Source organism: Cerasicoccus frondis, from assembly GCA_031296915.1.
Taxonomy (GTDB): Bacteria; Verrucomicrobiota; Verrucomicrobiia; order Opitutales; family Cerasicoccaceae; genus Cerasicoccus; species Cerasicoccus frondis.
Window position 1 is genome coordinate 60,774 of record JAVDPC010000020.1, and the last position, 19,880, is coordinate 80,653.

Annotated in this window: 15 protein-coding genes and 1 tRNA gene; 8 read left to right on the top strand and 8 right to left on the bottom strand. The window is 54.1% G+C overall.

Annotated elements, in window-relative coordinates; translation table 11 throughout:
• Positions 1-18 precede the first annotated feature (18 nt).
• Entirely contained in the window at positions 19-1,104 is a 1,086-nt protein-coding gene (locus RBB63_RS15575; protein ID WP_309385892.1) for a class I mannose-6-phosphate isomerase, read from the top strand.
• 67 nt (positions 1,105-1,171) lie between these two features.
• On the opposite strand, the gene RBB63_RS15580 is transcribed toward RBB63_RS15575, so the two are convergent.
• From RBB63_RS15580 to RBB63_RS15590, 3 genes are all read right to left on the bottom strand, one after another.
• Positions 1,172-2,005, bottom strand: coding sequence for a glycosyltransferase (locus tag RBB63_RS15580; RefSeq protein ID WP_309385893.1), 834 nt, complete (start codon positions 2,003-2,005; stop codon positions 1,172-1,174).
• A gap of 356 nt (positions 2,006-2,361) precedes the next feature.
• Positions 2,362-2,799 (bottom strand): hypothetical protein, encoded by a 438-nt coding sequence (locus tag RBB63_RS15585; protein ID WP_309385894.1) that lies wholly within the window; start codon positions 2,797-2,799, stop codon positions 2,362-2,364.
• Between the two features lie 96 nt (positions 2,800-2,895).
• Entirely contained in the window at positions 2,896-3,513 is a 618-nt protein-coding gene (locus RBB63_RS15590; protein WP_309385895.1) for a hypothetical protein, read from the bottom strand.
• Between the two features lie 751 nt (positions 3,514-4,264).
• Here RBB63_RS15590 and RBB63_RS15595 point away from each other — a divergent pair.
• From RBB63_RS15595 to RBB63_RS15610, 4 genes are all read left to right on the top strand, one after another.
• A complete protein-coding gene (locus RBB63_RS15595; protein WP_309385896.1) occupies positions 4,265-4,903 on the top strand; it encodes an RNA polymerase sigma factor in 639 nt (212 codons plus the stop codon).
• A gap of 29 nt (positions 4,904-4,932) precedes the next feature.
• A complete protein-coding gene (locus RBB63_RS15600) occupies positions 4,933-5,505 on the top strand; it encodes a hypothetical protein (RefSeq protein ID WP_309385897.1) in 573 nt (190 codons plus the stop codon).
• 49 nt (positions 5,506-5,554) lie between these two features.
• Entirely contained in the window at positions 5,555-6,781 is a 1,227-nt protein-coding gene (locus tag RBB63_RS15605; protein WP_309385898.1) for a S1C family serine protease, read from the top strand.
• A gap of 85 nt (positions 6,782-6,866) precedes the next feature.
• Positions 6,867-6,944: transfer RNA gene (locus tag RBB63_RS15610), tRNA-Pro, on the top strand.
• Between the two features lie 189 nt (positions 6,945-7,133).
• On the opposite strand, the gene RBB63_RS15615 is transcribed toward RBB63_RS15610, so the two are convergent.
• Positions 7,134-8,231, bottom strand: a complete 1,098-nt coding sequence (locus tag RBB63_RS15615; RefSeq protein WP_309385899.1) for a hypothetical protein — start codon at positions 8,229-8,231, stop codon at positions 7,134-7,136.
• Between the two features lie 156 nt (positions 8,232-8,387).
• Between RBB63_RS15615 and RBB63_RS15620 the strand changes: the two genes are divergently transcribed.
• The gene (locus tag RBB63_RS15620) at positions 8,388-10,349 is read left to right on the top strand and encodes a DUF5054 domain-containing protein (RefSeq protein WP_309385900.1); all 1,962 of its coding nucleotides are present in this window, start codon (positions 8,388-8,390) and stop codon (positions 10,347-10,349) included.
• A 155-nt stretch (positions 10,350-10,504) separates the two neighbouring features.
• On the top strand, positions 10,505-11,365 hold the full coding sequence (locus tag RBB63_RS15625; protein ID WP_309385901.1) for a PEP-CTERM sorting domain-containing protein: 861 nt from the start codon (positions 10,505-10,507) through the stop codon (positions 11,363-11,365).
• 454 nt (positions 11,366-11,819) lie between these two features.
• Here the strand turns inward: RBB63_RS15625 and RBB63_RS15630 are convergent, their stop codons facing one another.
• Positions 11,820-12,557, bottom strand: a complete 738-nt coding sequence (locus RBB63_RS15630; RefSeq protein ID WP_309385902.1) for a prepilin-type N-terminal cleavage/methylation domain-containing protein — start codon at positions 12,555-12,557, stop codon at positions 11,820-11,822.
• A gap of 185 nt (positions 12,558-12,742) precedes the next feature.
• Between RBB63_RS15630 and RBB63_RS15635 the strand changes: the two genes are divergently transcribed.
• The gene (locus RBB63_RS15635; protein ID WP_309385903.1) at positions 12,743-15,892 is read left to right on the top strand and encodes an alpha-mannosidase; all 3,150 of its coding nucleotides are present in this window, start codon (positions 12,743-12,745) and stop codon (positions 15,890-15,892) included.
• On the opposite strand, the gene RBB63_RS15640 is transcribed toward RBB63_RS15635, so the two are convergent.
• The 3 genes from RBB63_RS15640 to RBB63_RS15650 form a co-directional block, all read right to left on the bottom strand.
• The gene (locus tag RBB63_RS15640) at positions 15,889-17,001 is read right to left on the bottom strand and encodes a GntR family transcriptional regulator (RefSeq protein ID WP_309385904.1); all 1,113 of its coding nucleotides are present in this window, start codon (positions 16,999-17,001) and stop codon (positions 15,889-15,891) included. The genes RBB63_RS15635 and RBB63_RS15640 overlap by 4 nt on opposite strands.
• A gap of 274 nt (positions 17,002-17,275) precedes the next feature.
• A complete protein-coding gene (locus tag RBB63_RS15645; protein ID WP_309385905.1) occupies positions 17,276-17,773 on the bottom strand; it encodes a hypothetical protein in 498 nt (165 codons plus the stop codon).
• 63 nt (positions 17,774-17,836) lie between these two features.
• On the bottom strand, positions 17,837-19,837 hold the full coding sequence (locus RBB63_RS15650) for a hypothetical protein (RefSeq protein ID WP_309385906.1): 2,001 nt from the start codon (positions 19,835-19,837) through the stop codon (positions 17,837-17,839).
• Positions 19,838-19,880: the final 43 nt, after the last annotated feature.

Below are 19,880 nucleotides of genomic sequence, written 5' to 3' on the forward strand. Positions count from 1 at the left end.
GGCAGCCAATTCATCGGGATGGCCGCTTTACCACCCTTCTTTCGACTCCCGCCAAATCGCGTTTGGCGCAGTTATCTGGGCGGACGTTTTCTGGACGCTCTCGAAGGCAAATCCAAAGCCGACGACAGCCATTTCCCCGAGGACTGGATTGGCTCGCTGACCGCAGCAAAAAATCCACCGGACGGCGGCGGCGGTGATGGCGTCGCACGCGTGGAATTCGCAGGCCAAACACATCGCCTCACCGAGCTTCTGAATTCTAATCCAGAATACTTCCTGGGATCAGCGCACTTGGCGCGGCATGGTTGCGATCCACGTATTTTAATCAAGTACATCGACGCCTCCATTCGCCTGCACTTGCAGGTACACCCCACAGCGGCGTTTGCTCAAAAACACTTAAACGCGCCAGCGGGCAAAACGGAAGCCTACTATGTTTTAGCCGCGCGTCCGGAGATTCGTGATCCGCATCTCTACCTTGGCTTTCACACGCCGCCCACCAAGCAGCAACTGAAACGCTGGATCGAGGAGCAGGCGATTGACTCGCTGCTGGCGAGCATGAACCGGGTAGCCGTCACCCCTGCCGATGTCCTCTTGGTGCCCGGCGGTCTCCCCCATGCCTTGGGAGCAGGTCTCTTCCTGGTTGAACTGCAGGAGGCCTCCGATCTGGTCGTCCGTTTTGAATTCGAGCGAGGCGGTTATGTGCTGCCGGAAGACTCCCGCTTCATGGGGAAAGGCTTGGACTTTTGTTTGGATGTTTTCAACGCCGCGCCCTGCACAATGAATGACATTCAGGCAACCTTGCGCTGTCCGGCAAAGCCCGTCGCGGAGCTATCCACGCATGCTCGGTTGGAATCACTGATTGGCCCCGAGCAGACCGACCGCTTTCGGCTGAAGCAAGTTCACTTCACCGGCGAGTTCAACCTGCCGATCAACGCGTTCACAATTGCAATAGTGGCGCACGGCGCCTGCCGCCTGGAGGCCGCTGGCCAAAGCCTAAGCCTCGCTTGCTACGACAAGTGCCTCCTGCCACATGGAGCCGAGTCGATCCGCATCCGCCCACTTGGCAACGAACCCGCTGCCCTGCTCCTTTGCGAGCCACCCGCATAGTTGTTCCCCGCATGTGAGGCGGATGCATCGCAATAGGGATGTTTCTAAAAGCGACCGCCAATCAGCGTTAGCTAACCAAGTCCCTCGGGTTTCCACGAATCTTCAGGCGCGGCTTTTCAATCCGCACGCTTCGGAGCGCGCCTGCTTCCATGATCTCATACTCCACGGGCTTGGCGGCATAACCGCCCGCCAACAGTTTGCGCATGCGGTAAATGCGTTTGGCGCGCTGCAAGCGGTTTTGGGGAATCGTGACGCCGTCCATGGCATTCTCGCTCGATGTCTTGCCCTCGGTGCTGCTTAAATTCTCCCCGTGCCAGGCAAAGATGCCGATTGGCTCGCGCACGACCCCCAAATCAGCCCCCAGCTCCATCTGCCGACGAAACCACAGGTGATCCGCAATCAGCCGGTAGCTCGCATCGTAGGGATGCCGCTCCCAGAGCTTGCGCCGGTAAATAAACGAGCAAGTTTGCACCGGCATGTGCCAGTAAGCATCGATCAGCTTGGGCGTGATGACCTGCTTAAACAGCTGCAGGAACTGCCCTTTGCCGTCCACCATCACCGTTGGCCCGAGCGCGGCGTCCAGCCCATCCTGCTCCAGCAAATCCAGGGCCCGGGAGACCCCTGCGCGGTTGAGCTGCTCATCCGTGTTCAGGTGGATGACCACCTCGCCGCTCGCCCGGCCTGCGGCTTTATTCAGCGCATCGTACATGCCCTGGTCCGGCTCGGAGCGCCAATTAACATCCGGCTGCCCTTCGAGGAATTCCAACGTCCCATCGTTACTGCCGCCGTCGGCGATCACGTGCTCGAAATCCCGCCCTTGCAGCGCATGTCGCACCGACGCCACGCAATCCGATAAAAAGCGGAGGCCATTGAAGCTGGGCGTGATGACGCTGATTTTCATGGAGCTGTTTTTTGAGGAAAAATGGAAAAGGATAAAGTTTGGAGATAAAGATGCCGCCATCAACAGCTTTAATTGGAAAACACTCCCTAGAGCACTTTTCATCTAGATTGTCCGATCAGGCCGCAGTGATTTTTCGTGTCCAGCAAGGCGGCTTGAGCGTCGCAGGCTGGAAGCCTGTGAGCGAAAAGCCAACAACGCTGGCGCGGAAAAGCACTCGGTTTTGGGCTTGGGGCCAGATTGGAAGTTCGCGGCGTTGGCATTTCAATCACGGGCTTCCAGCCCGCTCAATCAAAGCCGCCTTGCGCTGCATCCAATCTCTACCCCACCTGACTCGGCAAATATAGATGAAAAGTGCTCTAATGCTCCGGTGCAAGCTCGGCGGCGAACGCCTGATAATCGCCAATTTCCGCGCCATGGCCGTCATAGAGATTCGACTCGAACGCGTAGAAAAACCCTTCGTAACCAAAGGCTTGCATACGCTCACGACAGAGATCCAGCACCGCGACGTCGCCACCGCCGGTGTTTTCCGCCCAGCGCACGAGACTGGGCTCATGCTCTGCGGCGAGCGCCGCCAGATACTTCGCAGGCGACCACGCATTGCGATCCATTGAAGCGTCGTCACTGAAGCTCGGATCACTATCCAGCCACGTGCAGTAGACGATGACGCTCGGGTCGCGGATTCCTTGAATCAACCGCTGAAAATCCAGCCCCCGCTGCACTTCGCCCGTGCGTTCCTTCGGCGAATCACCACTCAACGTGCTCGCCAGCGCCTCCTGAAAAGACGCGGGCCGCATGCCCCACGACGGGTAAAGCATAGCCAGGGGCGCCTTGCTAAACTGCCTCACAGTATGGATTTGCCAATCGTGATAATTTTGCAGCGCGCCGAGATGTCAGACCAGAAAATCGCGGGCCGTGGTCGGCGTCGACAGGCCGCTGCCGGGAAGCCAACCCGGCGTTGGGCAGGGCGCAAGCCCTTGGGCCAAACCAGTCGCCTTGCCCTGCGCAAGATCCCCAAAAGACCAGTAGCAATTGGCATGGCCGTTAAATTGCTGCGCGGGGTAAGCCAACTCGCCGTATTTCATCCAGCCCAAGCGCACCAGTACGAAGTCGTCGCGCAACACCCGAAACACATGCCGTACATAGCGCTCCTGTGCATCGCGCACCGCCTGGCTGAAGACCGCATTGGGGATATCGACGCCAGGCTCAGAGGAGCAAAAGACGTCGCCAAACTGGTTCATGTAGCGCGCATGCGGCAGGTCAAACACCCAAGCTGGCGGATACTGCATGCCCAGATCGAGCGTCACCTGATAGCGCAACAGTTGGTAAGCCTCCATTTCCGCCTGCTTTTCCACCAAATAATTGTAATCAAACCAGCCCGGCGCTGGTTCCGCACGGTCCCATGCCAGCTCCAGCACCACCGCCCGCGATCCGGCGCGATAATCCTCCTGCGCATGCTCCACCGTCGTTTGCAATATACCCAACACCGGTCCAAGCCGAGGCCATGCCAACGATCAGCATGACAGCGGAAGCAATGGCAACGATTCGCATATCGCCATGTAAAAGCGCAAGGGGCGCGGCGTCAGCCAAATTTGCTGCGAAAATGAGATCAGTTGGCAGGTCACGCATGCCTCACAAACACGCGTCCCAAACATCCGTATATTAATATTCAAAAAAACACTATTTTCCCTTGCGCCAACTGCTGGATTTTGACATTATGAGCACTGAAACTAAAAACAGCACAAGCACAACCTAACTGCCATCCACCATGTATCATTTTAACCAATTCCTGCGGGCTTGCCTGCCCGCGGCTGAGCCTTAGCGCCGCCCTCGTCCCGCCACTGCGCGGGGCCCAGTCATGTCGTTGCCGCCGAGCTGCGCGATCGCGCGCGCGGCGCTGGTCTTCCGTATGCCCGCCACCGGCACAGACGCCGGCAAATTGGCTGTACGAGGATTAAACGCGGAGCTGGAGATTTGCCGATGCGACCTCCCTCCCGCCAGCGCCGTCCCGACCCATGCCAGCCAGCCCGGCCAAATACGACGAAGGATTCATTGCCGACTTCGCTATTCCCCCCCGCCACACTCAGGCACGCAGAGGGGCCAGGCAACGCTTGTCCACCAAACGTCGCCTACTCAGTCCTAGCCCCCCCCCTGCATCGAAATTCCCAACCTCTCCCTCCCCTCTTTGCGGGTTCCGGAATTTAAGGAATTTCATTGCCAAATGCGGGAGCATCAATAGATTAAGAACTTACCTAATGCAGTATGGCTGACGCTTCCACAGCTTCGTCTTCCTTGGTTGCTGCACGCGACCATGCCGCCGAGACCTCATCGGCGGATGATGACATCGTGCTTGTGAAGCGGGTCCAGGCCGGCGAAATGGCCGCTTTCGACCTCCTCGTCAGCAAATACCGCGAGCGTCTATTCTCAGTGGTCTATAACTTGACCTCGAATCGCGATGACGCCAACGACCTCACCCAAGAGGCGTTCATCCGGGCGTTTCGATCGATCAGCAAGTTCAAGTGCAAGTCGTCGTTCTTCACGTGGCTTTACCGCATTGCGGTGAACACCACCATCACCCACCTCAAGCGAAACCGCAAACGCCGGTTTTTCAGCTTCGAGCAGATGGATGAAGAAGGGCCGTCTTCAGCGAAACTGGAGTCCCTAGCCTCCCGCGCGAAGACCGATAAACCGACTTATATGCGCGAACTTCAGGAAAAATTGAACGATGCGCTGCAAAAGTTGTCTGTTAAACACAGGACCGTCGTTGTGCTTTACGAAATCGAAGGACTCAGCCACCAGGAGATTGCGGATATCACCAAAACCTCCGAAGGCACCGTTCGCTCTCGCCTGCATTACGCCAAACAACAATTGCGTGAAACGCTGAAAGGCTATCTGGAATAAGATCTGCTATTAGCTGAACTTTTTTTATTATGCAAAAACCCGATTCGGAAGAAACGGAAAAAGTCACCCTTGAGGATTTACTTCGCCTCAAGCAGCAAGAACGCCCCGACGACGCCTATTGGGCTCGTTTTGAGCGCGAGCTGCATGCCAAGCCTTGGCAAAAAATGGTCAACCGCACCTCGTGGTGGCGCCGCGCGTGGATTCGTCTTCAAGACAGCGTCCACCCAGCCCTCCCCGTCGCATCGACCGCCGCCATGGCATTGGCTGGCTACTGGGGCGTGACGATGACCAGCACTGCGGAGCTCTCGCCAGGCCCGGCAACTCAGGTCGAAGCCTTTGTAGCGGAAACGGAGGCCCCCGCCCCCCAAAGCGAGCCGGTCGCCACTGCAGAAATCGCCCTGCCGCAATCCGCCAATCAGCACTTTGTAGTCGGCTCTTTCTCATCGACGGCTTCGCAGGATCCGGCCTTCACGACCGTAGCAGCCACCCACTACATGCCCGCCAGCCAACGTGACGGAGTTCACTTTGCCACCAACGCAATCGATACGGCTTCCCACGCCAGCCTGGCCATGGCCACCGGCCCGGTCCGCTCGATCTACTAAGGACAGCAGTGTTGCGCAGAACCCTACCTCATGGCGCTAGGTTGAGCCGTTGGCTCATCGCAGTTTTTTTTTAGCCTTTAGCCAGTCTTTTGCTCAAGCCGACGCCAATGGCGGCGCCGCGCTCAGCCTACAAAAGCGGGTCATTGACATCTACCAGGAAAACCGCAATGCGGTCGTCACGGTCTATGCCGCGCACAATCCTGAGGAAGACGCCGGTCGCCCGGCTCTCTTTATTGGCACAGGCTTCTTCATTAGTCGCGACGGGCACATCCTAACGAACACGAATACGATTTTCGGAGCCGACCGCATCTGGGTCGAACGTGATGGCGTGGGCTACATCGCCGAAGTCGTTGGCAGCGATCCCTTAACCAATGTCGCCATCATCCGCGCCCTGGCCCTCCCCAACGACTACACATTCCTGCGCTTCACCGAAAAACCCAACCCGCCCGAAGTCGGCAGCTTCGTCGTCGCACTGACCAGTGAACTGGGCATGGCGACCGGCCCCTCCATGGGCCTCATCAACGGTTGGAACACGCGTTACGGCGACCGCATTTTGCCCACGATTTACCTCCGCTCCGACATCCCCTTCGATGGCGGCGAGGGAGGCTCCCCGATCTTTGACATCAACGGTTCCCTTGTCGGCATGATTATTGTCGCCCTACCGGAAATCCGCTCCTCGTTCATCTTGCCGGCGCGCGCCGTGCAGCGTATCCGCGACGACATTCTGTTCTCCGGCAAAGTCACCTTTGCCCACTTCGGCTTCAGCACGCTCCAAAAGCCAGACTTCGAGAATGGGCCGCACGTCGAAGTCGAGGAAGTTGACCCGGACGGCCCCGCAGGCAAAGGTGGCGTTCAGGCTGGCGATATCCTCCTCAAAGTCGGCGACTTTGACATCCACACCGACGAACACCTGCGCACCGCGTTCTTTTACACGCGTCCGAATGAGCTGGTGACGGTGACCGTGAAACGCGGCGAAGACACACTGGAGCTGCCAATCAAAGTCGGCGTTCGCGAAGCCCCCCCCACCGCGATGCCCCCCGTCCAGAAATCACCCGAGGAGACCTACGAATCACTGCAGGGCCTACCATCACCCAGCGCCGCCAGCCCAGCCCCCACCTCAACGAACGTAAACACGCCGCCTTCAGCGCCAGACACCGACGGAACTGCCATTACAGACGGCGCCACGCCTTCCAATCCAGCGCCAGAACCAGCTGAAACCGCCTCCGATTCCGTAACGCCTCCTCCCGACGAGACTGAGACCCCCATGGGATCCTGAGCGCAATCAGCGAGATAAAAAAAAGCGGCAAATAAGGTCTTGCGCAGACCAGAACATCTGCCCATATTGCGCGTTTATCTTTGATCGGGGCGTAGCGCAGCCTGGCTAGCGCATCTGCTTTGGGAGCAGAGGGTCGGGGGTTCGAATCCCTCCGCCCCGACCAATTGATGAAGAGGGAGCATCCAGCGAAAAGGCCGTGAAATTCCTTGCGGAGGCCGACATTACCGATGCGGCAAGCTCTAGCCACCAGATCACACCACATTTGATCGAAGCTTGGATGGCTCAATCCCTCTCCAACCCGTGCTGAAGAATTTCGAGAAGGCTTGGCACCCACCCGGGAGCGCGAAGAGCCTTACAATGGCGACGTCATACTTTCACGCCACACCTCATGTTTCACGAGCTCGGCGGCGCCATTCTTTTCTATGTAATCATAAAACCGCCTTGATATGCCCTGGTGGTAAACCGGGTGACTGCCCAACCGGCGAGTAGGTCCAGTCTCCAACACCCGATAGTGCTCGAAACCGATGACCGACAGCGCCTCCTCCTCCAACATCGGCTTCCAACCAATGTCATCGCGATGAGACAACAACTCTCCGGAGAGCGTCACGGAATCCGCGTAATCAACCAGCACTGCCCCATACTCCTGCAATGCGCGTGCTACAATGCGCGCAGCCGGACTGAGCGAAAAGGCATCCAAGTCAAGCTCCGGGTCAAGCTGAAGCGTGCACCCCTGAGGGAGGCCCGTCGGATGCCAACCATCGGTCCAACACACCGGTGGAGCCACATGCTCCTGCAACGCAGGGACTTGGCAAGCAAACGCCAGCTTGTGCTCGATTCGCCCTTTCAATATCTCCTCATGCATAATCAATCCCGCCAACAGTGGAACGCCGCTGGCTCGGCAAGGGCCATAAAAATGCACACTTTCATCGTTCTCAATTCCGTCGAGATCCTCCTGCTTGAACACCCCTGATCCATTTAGATCGTAAGCAATGGCCGAATTCGTATGCCAACTGCCATCAGACTCGCGACGGCATTGCCACAGATCATAGACTCGACCTTGCTCGACATCAATAATCGTCATATGAGCGTCCTGCTGCTGATCCGGAACTGCCTCAGGAGGTATCGGCACACCACCCCGAGCCGACGCATGAATCCCCATTGGGTGATCTGGCCCGAGTTTCTTTTCGCTCGCCTTGACGTGCCCCTGAGAAAGCGGGCAACGCAGCAGCTTCGGGATCAGTTCATAACGCGGCGTGGATCGGTTTGCCCTAAAGACCGGAATCGTCCAGTTTTCGAGATTGATGTGCATCCCCAACCCCGGACGCACCTGACTCAGTAAATCGATCCAATGCTTACTCGATGCAGACACAATCGCAGCCTGGTCGATCTGCTGATTCCAGAAGCTTTCATCACTAAATACAGGCAACGCTATTTGATGATCATTTGACATGACTCTTATTACAATGGGGTTCTGATAACGACTTGTACAAAGCAGCAGATTGCTGACTTCATATGAGCGATCATTGACGCCATAGCAGCCACTTTCAATATTGTTATTAAATAAAACAAATATTGACCCTACGCGGATTTTGAAATGCCAAAAGACATGCACGAAGCGATTTCAGTCAACCCCGAGGTCAGAGAAGTTGGCGTCGTCTTTAAAACCCACCTGGATATTGGTTTTACGGATTTTGCAGCCAAAGTGATCCAACGCTACTTTGACGACTACATTCCAGCCTCACTTAATTTAGCGGCAAAAACCAGAGACTCGCAGCATCGCTTCGTCTGGACAACAGGCTCATGGTTAGCGTGGCGCTACCTGGAGAGCGCCGATTCCAGCGGACGGCGCCAGATGGAGAGAGCGATCGAAAAAGGAGACTTCCATTGGCATGCCCTGCCATTCACCCCGCACTGCGAACTGATGGACCCTTCGCTCTTTCGGCTTGGCTTGAGATACTCAGCAATACTGGATCAGCGCTTTGGCCGCAAAACTCGCGCAGCAAAGATGACAGACGTCCCCGGCCATACCATTGGGGTCGTCCCACTGCTAGCCGAGGCAGGCGTTCGCTTTCTTCACCTGGGGGTCAACCCAGCATCAGCGATGCCGCAAACGCCTTCGACATTTCTTTGGCAAGCCGATGGCGCAGAGATTGTCGTCACCTACGATGAGGACTACGGCGGCGTCACCTACTACCCAGACGGCAAGGCGCTTTGCGTCAACCTTACAGGCGATAACCTCGGGCCGCAAAACCCTGAGCAAATCAGTCAAGTCTTTGAGCAATTGAAAACGCGCTTTCCCAATGCAATCATAAAGGCTGGCGGCATGGACGTCATCGAGCCTGACATCTGGGCAGGACGCCAAGCCTACCCAGTAGTGACGTCTGAAATCGGCGACACCTGGATTCACGGCGTTGGCACTGACCCAGCCAAGGTTGCACGCTTTCATCAACTATGCCGCCTGCGTAAGCAATGGATCGAACAAGGTCGCCTGACAGAAGGTGGCGAGCAGGATCTAGCCTTTGGCGAACAATTGCTCTTGGTCGCGGAACACACATGGGGCATGGACTTGAAAACGCATCTGCGCGACTGGCGGCGCTATGGCCCCATAGCCTTCCCCAGGGCGCGCAAAGAGGCCAGATTTCAGAAGGTAGAGGCATCGTGGCAGGAGCAACGAAAATACCTGGATAAAGCCGTCGCCTCGCTCCCTGAAGACCTGGCAAAAGAGGCCGTCACCGCTGACCGTGAACTCAAGCCCCGCATTGGCGCATCCAAAGGTTGGATACCCGCAGACGCCGCCAAGGAGCTAGCACTCGGCGACATCACAGTGAAACTAGACGATACCACTGGCGCCATCATTAAGCTAACGCGTAACGGCAAAATATGCCCCTTCATAACTGTCGACCATCCCATTGGAGTCTTTACGCACCAGACATTCTCCAAGGCCGACTACGATCGCTACTATGACCAATACATCCGTGGAAAAGCGGATTGGAACCTAAAGGATTTCACGAAGCCAAGACTATCGACCGTGGCCCTAAGCGCCACCTACCAAGCAAAGCTCCTCGAGCTACAGCAGCGCAAAAGCGCAACCGCTATACGCATGCGATTAAGCCTGCCCAAAGAGTCGGTTGCCAAAGGCGGTCCAGCAACAATTTGGCTCCAACTCGAGGCAACCCCCAAAGGCGTGGCCTATCACTTGGAATGGCAGGATAAAACCGCATGCCGAATGCCGGAAGCCTATTGGTTCACATTCGCCCCACGACTCAACCAAGGAGAGGAGTGGCGCCTAAAAAAGCTCGGTTCCTGGATCAATCCCGAGGACGTAGTGGCACGCGGCAACCAGCGCCTGCACGCCATAAAGGAAGCAACCGCTGGCCCACTTAGCCTCATCCTATTCGATGCCTCGCTGGTGGCGCCGGAGCAAGGTGGACTCCTTGACTTCTCCACATACAAACCTAGTGGAAGGGCCGCGATTAGCGTCAACCTATACAACAACATCTGGGGCACCAATTTCCCGATGTGGTATGACGAGGACGCCGTATTCCGCTTTGAAATAGAGCTAGGGTAAGTCTATCGAGCCCCGACGCTTCATGCGATGTCGATACCCCTAATCGGAAATTCCTCGCCTCAATCCATTATGTATTTATTTAATACATTTGTCTTGATTTTTCGCTCATTCAGATGAAGATGGAGGACACTTCAACCTCGAATTACCTCAACATCATGACAAATCTACCTCTTAGAAAAATCCGCCAGTCCATCAGCTCGATTGGATTTCTATGCACGCTAACGGCGACCAGCACACAAGCCGCCACCTTGCTTTACGAAGGCTTTGATTACGGTGAATCAGACGGGAGTCTCACCACAACCTCGGGAGGCGCTTGGACGCAGATATCCTCAGCCGGCACTGCCGAGTACGTCAGCAGCGGCTTAAGCTACGGTTCACTGGTCACTAGCGGAGGAGCAGCACAAACCAACACCGCATGGGACGGCGGAACCACCAAGCAGTTTCGGTTCGACTTCACCGACATTGATTTATCCTCAGCCAACGAAGTATGGATAAGCTTTCTGGTGCAGACCCCTGGCAGTGTCGGAACAAACACTTCAGCACAGCTTAGCGTGAGTATGTTGCGCAACTCCTGGGGTTCCTACCAGAACTACGGGGCCGGCAAAAGCTATGGCAACAACACTGCCTACACCTCAACGATGCTTGGCTCCATCTCAGGCGCCGAGTTCGCCAACGTCGGCTCGGACACCCTCCTACTCGTATATCGCTTCACCAGGGGCAGCGCCGGCGAGCTATGGCTAAACCCAACAATCGGAGGCTCCACTCCCACACCAGGCACTGGGATCGCGCTCACCGACACAACCAACACCAGCTTAACGTCTATCCAATACGCCACTATAAGCTTCTTAGGCCAAGAAATGGTCATGGATGAACTACGTATCGGCGACACCTTTGCGGACGTTACTCCCGTCAATGTCCCTGAGCCAACGACCACAGCCCTACTGCTTCTTGCCGGCATCGGCGGCTACACCCTCCTTCGCCGACGCAGCACGAGAGATCAGGAACCCTTGCAATAACTCCAAACGGACCAAGCACTTTCCAACAGCCCGTGCAATGTCACGGGCTGTTTTGCGTCCAGTGGACTGAACGTTGCCGATCGCCCCAGCACCACCCTGCAGTTGCAATACAAAGCCACACAGAAAGACGTTTTCGCTTAGGTCTGATCTTTCAGTGAGCCTGCCAAAGCGCAGATTGGCCCTCCAAATCAATATGGTTAACTCGCCCTAAAGGACATAACCACAATCGATGCAAGCCTCACGAATAGCTGCAAGATGGACTAATAAAGAAGACAGAAGCTGCTCAAACCTCAATCACTACGATAACATAAGAAAACAGATTTACGCATCTATCCTAACCATTCTAAACGAATCTAACTTCTGATTCAATAGTGGCAGCCAAGCAGGCCAAACAGCCTTCCAGCAAGACCGCCAAGAAATCGCTCAAAACGATCCAGAAGTTACGAGCAAAAGCCTACTGCCGGGATCCGAACCAGAATAAACGGCCATAGGCTCCGGCTGAGATATCCGTGGGAATACTATCCACCGCGACGGAATCAACATGCCCATCGAGAAACAGTAAATTAGCCATGCCATCATGAACGCCCTCGGGCATGCGACCATGATGAAATGTTGAATTATAATAGCCCGCCTGCCCGTTCGCATCCGAATTATTGCCATCGGCAATAACAACTGTGTCCACGGGGCTCTCGAACCGGGAATAAGCTTTCGGTATTACTTTTTTCGCTGACAGATCGTAGCCAAGATCTCCGCTAAAACTGTACGTGCGCGACTTATCAATCTTGGCGTCTGTCCAATTATAACCCTTCCAGATATCGTATTTGTTTTCCCGCTGAAGTGGGCAACCGACAATACTTCTCTCCTCCTCTGGCAAATGGCCAGTGTAGTAATCAAACCAACCACCACGATAGGGGAGCCCAAACGCCTCCTGCGTCTCTTGATCGTTTACCCATGCAATAGGCACCAGGCTGTTATACTCTTGCAGATACATATGAAAGCCAGTGCCTACCTGACGCAGGTTCGACGCGCACTGCGTTTTCTTTGCTGCCGAACGCACACTACCCAAGACAGAAAGGAGAATTACCGCCAAAATTGCGATCACGGCAATGACGACGAGTAGTTCCGTAAGCGTAAACGCGCGTCGCATGCGTAGCGCACGCATGGAATGAACGAGGGGGAGTGGGGTAAACATCTGCATCATACACTTGAATGTATGATTGTATTTAAAAGTTACATATCAACCTTGTAAAGCTCAAAAGGGCAAACTAAAACGAATCAATTGAAATTTGTATCTCAATAAAACATTTACAGAAAGTCTGGGTCGTAATTCAATAGCGACAATCAAGACGTTCCCCACAACTGATTCAACCAGCACTCGTGATTTCCTCACCCAAAACCCTCACTAAGCTTGCACGCATTGAGCAGAATTACCGCTCACGGATATTCGTTCCACTGCTAGACCTGAAGCCACAGTACATCGAGACAGCTGAGCATTGGCGCAACCCGCCTCCTGCCGACGATCTGCCCATTGCCGAGAACGGCCTAGAGTGGGGAGGCAACGGCATGAGCGCCTGGTTCCTGGCCAAGTGGAGCGCAGAGCAAGACTACAGCTACCCTTTATACATTGCGGCAGATACGGGGGGATGCGAGGCGCTCTTCTGGGTAAATGATAAACCAGCTGGCATCTTCAATCATGCGGACTACAAAGACCAACGCGGCGACCATCACAGCCTACTCCTTTGCCCATCCGCCAAGCAGGGTGACACTTTCTCCATAGCCGTAGAATCCTATGCAGGGCATGAGGTAGCAGGGCTTCACCCCGGAGACACACCCGACAATCAAGCCCAGACCATTTACAACCGGCCGTTCATCCGGAAATTCCAAAGCATTGTCCTACTTCGACGCGACGATGAAATCCGCGATCTGGTGATTGATTTACGCCTCACGCTGAGCCTCACTAATGCACTACCAGATCGCAGTTTCCGCAAAGGAGAACTCCTGGCGGCACTGGATGAAGTTTACACACACCTTTGGGAAGAACCTGAGCATGTGGAAGAAGCGATCTGGAGACCAGGCGTTGAACGCGCGCAACAAATACTAACCCAAACGCTATCCAAGCGAAATGGCGACTCCGCGCCACGAGCAGGACTCATCGGCCATTCACACATGGACACAGCGTGGCTTTGGACCGTCAATGAAACCATCCGTAAATGCGCACGCACCTACAGCAATGCGCTTAGCCTGATGGGCCAATACCCAGAGTATCGCTTCATACAAAGCTCTGCCCTTCATGCTGAATTCATGCGCCAGCACTACCCCACGATCTTCGCAGGAATCCAAAAACAAGCGAAAGCAGGCCGTTGGGAGCCCAATGGAGGGGCATGGGTTGAACCAGACATCAACCTGTCCGGAGGAGAAGCGTTAATTCGACAATTCCTGTATGGCCAGCGCTTCACCCGGAAGTATTTCGATTACACTGCGGACACCTTTTGGCTCCCAGACACATTTGGGTACTCCGCATCTCTCCCTCAGATTTTGAAAGGTTGCGGGATTCGCTACTTCCTAACGACAAAGTTGAGCTGGAACGACACCACAAGTTTCCCCTACGACACCTTCTGGTGGAAAGGCATCGACGGCTCGTCAGTCTTTGCCCATTTCAACGACATTCATTGCGCTCCCGACCCCGGAACACTAATCAACAAACTAAGCGGGACCGGAGAAAAAGATTTTCGAAAAGCAAAAAACTATGTCCAGCATCCCGATGTGAATCAAGCGCGCCTCATTTCTTTCGGAAAAGGTGATGGGGGCGGCGGTCCCGATTATGAAATGCTGGAAATTGCCCGTCGCGTCCGCGATATCGCCGAGTGCCCACGAGGCGAATATACGACAGTCTCATCCTTCATGAGCCGATTGGAGCAAGACGCAACCCGCGCGCCGACCTACAGCGGCGAACTGTATTTCGAAGGTCACCGCGGCGTTTACACACAGCAAGCAGCAATCAAGCGGCTTAACCGCATGGCCGAGTTTGCTCTGCGAAATCTCGACTACTGTTCAGTTAGGGCCGAGCTCGAAGATGTTCCAGTAAATCACGAGCGCGTGGAGCAACTATGGAAACTGCTTCTGCTCAATCATTTTCATGATATTCTCCCCGGCACTTCCTTACCAGAGGTTCACGACCAAGCCATCGACGATCTCAAAAAGATCAACGAAGAATGCCAAGCTTACGCTCACGAACTGCTTGCATGCATGAGCGAGGACTCAGAAAACGAAATGAGTATCCACAACACATTGAACTGGGAACGGCAAAGTGGTTGGATACCAGCAGAGCTACCAGCCCCAATAGGAATCAAAGTGCAAAAGGTAGAAACACCCTGGGGCGAGCATCGCTACATCATGGATCAATTAAAACTCCCCCCCTTGGGCGCCAGGATACTGCCAACATCCATCGACACAGCTCACCTCTCGCCGAACTCTTCCTCCCCCTTTAGCCTAAAAGACAACGTTCTCGAAACTCCCTATGCGAGAATTCAACTGGGCGAAGCCGGAAACATTCTCTCATGGATCGATCATACTAGTGGCAGAGAAATCTGCGATAAAAACCACGAGGGGCTAAACACATTCTACTTTGGCGAAGACATCCCCGAACTCTGGGACAACTGGGATATTGATCCGGACTTAACCAAGAAACTGATTCCCCAGAAAGAACCTGCTAAACGAAAGGTTCGCGCCAACGGATCACTGCAGATTCGCCTACGCTATGAGCGTAAAATTTCTGAGCGCTCCTGGCTCAAACAAGATCTGGTTTTTCACGCCAATTCCCCACGCATCGACTTCGAAACGGCGATTCATTGGGACGATCCACATCGCTACCTCGGCGTCGAATTTCCCTTGGCCATTCATACCGCCACTGCTCGTCACGAAATCCAGTTCGGCCATATACAACGCAACACACACGCGAACTCGGAAGAAGATCGCGCTCGATTCGAAGTCAGCCAACACAAGTGGAGTGACTTTTCCGATGCAAACTTCGGCGTAGCCCTCCTCAATGACGGTAAATACGGCCTGTCAGTAAATGGCGGAAGAGTTCGCCTTTCATTGATGAAAGGCGGCGGGCGCCCCGACCCCAGAGGAAACCGTGGCTTTCACCATTTCACCTACTCACTGCTGCCACATGCCGGCGGCTTCTCGGTCGAGTCCGTAGTGAAACCTGCCTACGAATTAAACACGCCATTACTGGCGCACCCAGGAGCCAGCAAAGCCAACGCTTCACTCCTACATACTCAGTACGAAGGCGCCGTCGTTGAAACGCTCAAACCTGCAGAAGAAAGAGGCGATGTCATAGTCCGCCTCTATGACGCCGCAGGCGGGAGCTCCCCGTTGGATGTTCAATGCTGCGAAAAATTGCGCTACATCGAAGACTGCAACTTTCTCGAAGAGCCCGCTGCCAAGCTAACATTGCAGCCTCCTTTCGGCATCAGGAGCTTACGATTTGGAAAGAAAGCCAACACACCCAGCGAGCAATCTTAACGCTTACCGCTGCCACAAGACGCTCGCACCATGAGCTGACAGGGGAGTCGCTCATGACAAGCATAGTGATCTTTACCATCTAACAATTCCACCAACAGCTCCAAAGCCCGCTCACCACACTCACGCAGGGGTTGATGCACACTGGTCAACGTTGGTTGGCTCATAGAAGCTTGCGGCAAGTCGTCAAAGCCAACAATTGCAATTTCCTTGGGCACTTTCCAACCACGCTCCGCACAGCGTTTCATCGCATTCAGGGCGATAAGATCATGCAGGCAAACAATGGCCTCTGGAGGCTGACGCATGGCCCGGAAAACATCAATTTCCTGTGCGCCTTGTCGTGCGGGATCTCGTCCTGCAACCTCCAGGAAATACTCAGGAGGCACCTCCAGGCCAGCGTCTCGCATTGCTTCCATAAACCCCTCCTCACGCTCGATCACAGCCTCTGTGCGCGTGCTCGTTAAAAATGCAATACGCTGATATCCGCGCCCGATCAAGTGCTGCGTCAGCACTTTCATAGCCTCTCGATTCTGACTTGAGATGCTGACAATCGAATCATCGGGCGAATTCTCATCGACCAAAACCACCTTTTGCCCAGCCTGGCGCAGAGCATTAATGATCAGCCCTGTTGAGTAATTGGGTGAGACTGTTTGCAGCGGCACCACAATCGTCCCAGCAACACGCATTTCATTCAGGCTGATGGCCTGATTCAGAGCCGCATCTGTGTCATTCTGGGTATTGGACAGCAGTAGCTCATACCCCAAGCGTGCGGCCGCCATTTGCGCTCCTTCAAAAACCAACGAATAGGCGCCAGACACATTCGGCGGCTGACAAGCCAGCATGGCCAAACGCTTCTTTTGCGTTGGCGTACGACGTATGTTCACAAAAGTGCCCCGCCCACGGTAACGCACGAGCAAGCCCTCATCAACGAGATCAGCAATCGCCTTGCGCACAGTCGTTCGAGACAAGTTGGTTTCCTTGCAAATTTCTAACTCAGGCTTCAACTGCTGATCCTGCCCAACTTCTCCACTAAGCACCATGCGCTTCAACAAAGCTTTTGCAGTCTGATACCGGGTAGACTCACTAACATTCTGAATAGCAGGTTTGGGCATGATCTCCATTCTGCCCGATTGGACCGCAGTTCGGCCAGACAAAATGCTGCCTTCGGTTTGTGTGTGTAATTGCATTGAATTTATTGCAGAAGAAATAGGCGTCACTGGCATAATTTCCAAGACTCATTTGTCCCTAAAACACACATATAACTGATGGCAAATCCATAAAGTCGAAAATCTAACATTTAACGTACAGCCACCTTCGGTAAGCGATCCTATGCAGAAAAAAATGCGGCGCTGTACTGCGCCGCATTTTGCTAAAGAGTTATCTCAATCACTCATCCACAAGCACGCATACAGTATCGATCCATGGACTGGGAAGCTCGTCTTTGGAAGCCTTTTTAAGCACGATCCCGCTCCATTCACCATCTTGTGAAACGGGCAAATCCACATCCACATAATTACCCTCCGCAGCTACTTCCGGCACAACGAAATCACCAATATATGCGTGCCCGGATTGAGTCTGGATGTAGACCTTATACTCTGCCGTTGGCTCACTAGACTTATACACGCGGAAGCGAATCGTTGAGGGACCAGCAGGCGTTGGAATTCCCATCCAATAGTTAATGTATCCCCATCGGGCAAAGTTGGACTTCACGCGGGCCGCAGTGCTACCACCCACCTCTTTGACATCAAGCTTCCCTGCTTCATTTGCGGAGCGCCCGTCTCCCAGATACGCATTTTCGCCCTGCACAGTTTGATAAACTTCAGCCATTGCCAAAGTGGTTCCGATCAAAAACATAGATGTAATTATTAATAGTGTTTTTTTCATAATTTTTTATTTCCTTTTTCTGTATCGATCTCAGTCGGCCATTAAGAATTTTGTATTCGTCAATCACCTAGCCACGTATAGCTCGCACTCGGTCCACCGAATGTCCGGCAGCAACAAGCTGCCTTCTGCGTCTATGGAAAGTACGCTCACTGACTCCGAATCCGCCTCGCCAACCCAGCGTGTCACCCGCATCATCCAAGCTCCTTCATTATCCGGAACTCTGAACCCTCGCAGGGTCACAGCACCATCAATATCTTCATTTTGGGCATTCAACATTGTCCGACTCAAAATGAAGCGTTCGCTTGATTTGATCGGCGCACTGTCCACTGCCACCAAGACTATAGTGGCGAAATTTGGCGTACCATCCAATTGTAAATGCTGAAGCCCATGTGGAGCTTCTTCGTCTGGAAATCCAGAAAAGATTTCAACACTGGGCGCAGACACCGTTAGCTGCCGACGACCAATGTCTTTGAATATCTCGCCGGTATCCGAAGTCAGCGGACTCACGGGCGACTGAGTCATCCAAGGGGCAGTAGCCTGGCCCTCCGGCACTGGCCCATAGGCTTTCCGCATTTCGTGAATACTCTGCCAGCCTGGCTTGTATAGATTTTTCCCCCGCATAAGCCCATGGTAATCACCCGCAGTAAAAGGTTCATCAACCCAGACTGTGACCGGCTGAATACTCGACTGGATCAACTGATGACGGAACACATAGCCCAAGGATCGGAGGTGATCCTGCATCATGTCATCACTAATCATATTGCCAAGATGTGCATCCCGATCTGAATCCTTTGGCAGCCCATCCGGTCCAATGGCCAAGTCACCATGATTCCAGGAAAACCAGACCAATCCATCCCAGTTCTGAAACAAACCATAGGCTACCATCCCGACTTGCAGCATAGTCCGATACGGCTTGAGCTTCGCAATTTTCTCATGACCTTCCGCCTGGTTTAACTCGCCGATGAAGAAAGGCAGGCCCGCTAATGCGCTCCGGCCGACTCGGTAAACACCATCCTCAAGGCTATTTGAAATGCGCGGGTCGACATAGGCGTGATTCTCCACCCATTCAGCATGATCATAGTGCATGTCCGCTACATTATCACCACGCCAGAGATTGGAAAAGGTCACCGGAGCACTGGAACCTGTCGATGCAATAAGCGCCTTCATGCGCTTAAAATACTCTTCATCGAGCATGCGCAAAAATTGCGCGCGCACGTCTTTCATCTTACCGGTTACCTGATATAAATCTTGCGGCTCAACATTCCGCTCGCGGCAAAAATCCTCCCACTGCTTTACTAGCTTTTGGTGAAAGTATTCGGGCAGTTTATTGCCACAAACAATTGCATACTCCGTCGAAGATTCATTCAGGATTTCAAATGTCAGAACCTGAGGATCATCCGCGTATCGCAACCCGGTATATGGATTCACGTGCTCCAGCAAATCACGCGTAAATGCTTCGGAAGCCAAAGCACAGCGTTCATCGACCACGGGCAGAAGCTTGATTACATCGAAACTCTTTTTCCAATGCCACCCGTTGAGCTCCTCTATAGCTGCAGCCCACTCTGTCGCATCCTCCTCTGTCGTCTCCAATACCTTCACGTCTCCAGGAAGGAACATGCGGGTAAAGTGGGTGGACAAGGCCAAATAGATGCCCTGCTTTCGCAATTGAGCATTCAGGTAGTCAAATCGATCCAACGCTTCCACATCGAACTCCAAAGAATTGTCTTTGTAGGTAACGAGCGCCCCCCCCTGTATACCGTGGACCCAGTCCTTACTATTCCGCAGCAGGTGATGCGGACGCGTCAAATTTATCTGGCGCTCGCCCAGGCGTTCAGCAATCGAGTCTGACTGAACGTGCGTTGGATATAGCGAAACCAGATTGACGCCCCAGAATCGCACGATCTGTCCCTGAGGGTCGACAAAATGCGCCCCTTGAATCGCTAAGGGTTCAATGTTGCCCGCCACGGACACCCCTTGTGAATCTGGGGCGCTCTCAGAGCGTAAACCGGTACAGACGCAAAGCAAAAACGCCAAAGAACTACGGGATATTAACGAGGTAAGCATAGATATCGTATTTTTAAATTTCAAAGGCCCAAAGGCCGAAGCA